1 protein-coding gene is annotated in these 799 nt (G+C 59.1%); it reads right to left on the bottom strand.

Annotation, left to right across the window (positions count from 1 at the left end; genetic code table 11):
- A partial coding sequence (locus EQW76_RS28730) for a transposase (RefSeq protein ID WP_244617048.1) occupies positions 1-626 on the bottom strand: 626 nt, incomplete at its 3' end.
- Positions 627-799 lie beyond the last annotated feature (173 nt).

Raw genomic sequence — 799 nt, 5'->3', positions numbered from 1 at the left:
ACTACGAAATCACCAAGGAAGAACTCGATTGGCTTGTCGACCACATCAAGCAACTCGGAGTTGCGTCCCACAGCCTTTGGCGGCTGTTTGCCTTCAGCGCCAGAGCCGCTGTCGTCGGTGTCGCCACCATCTATGTCGTCCTTAGGCTTGAAGCTCTTCATGCTCGCCCAGGCTTCGATCAAGGTGCCGTCTACCGAGAAGTGCTCGTCCGACAGCAGCGCCTTCACCCGCGGCTGGCCCAGCAATGCGGCCAGAAACTTGGCGGCGATGTCGCCCGCCAGAAGCCGCTCACGGTTCTTGGTAAACACCGTGACGTCCCAGATCGGCGCGTCCATCGACAAGCCGACGAACCATCGAAACAGCAGATTGTAATCCATCTGCTCCATGAGCTGACGCTCCGAGCGGATCGTGTAGAAGGCCTGCAACAACAGTGCACGCAGCAGCTTCTCCGGCGGGATCGAAGGGCGGCCGATCGCTGAATACATCGCCTCAAAATCTGGCGACAGAACTTCCAGCGCTTCATCTACAATGGCACGGATCGGCCGCAGCGGATGGTTTGTCGGAACGCGGGCTTCGCAGCTCACATAAGAAAACAGTCCCGCCGTCTGTTTATCACTGCCGCGCATGTCATGCTCCCGCCGACCAATCACTCAGCAATGGAATCACGGCAGTAGGCTCGCAGCAAGCGCCTTTTTCCGCAGCCTGTTAAACGCTCCGATCGCGGCAACCACCCCTCCCGTCAATAGCGCGATGCCCCCAGCTTCCGTCAAAGTTGGAAGCCGTCCATGCGCCGCTAACC

Origin of the sequence: Rhizobium sp. rho-13.1 (assembly GCF_007000305.1) — a bacterium.
In the GTDB taxonomy this organism is placed as follows: domain Bacteria; phylum Pseudomonadota; class Alphaproteobacteria; order Rhizobiales; family Rhizobiaceae; genus Rhizobium; species Rhizobium rhododendri.
Note: the sequence above shows the minus strand (reverse complement) of the source record. Positions and strands in the feature narration are given on the sequence as shown.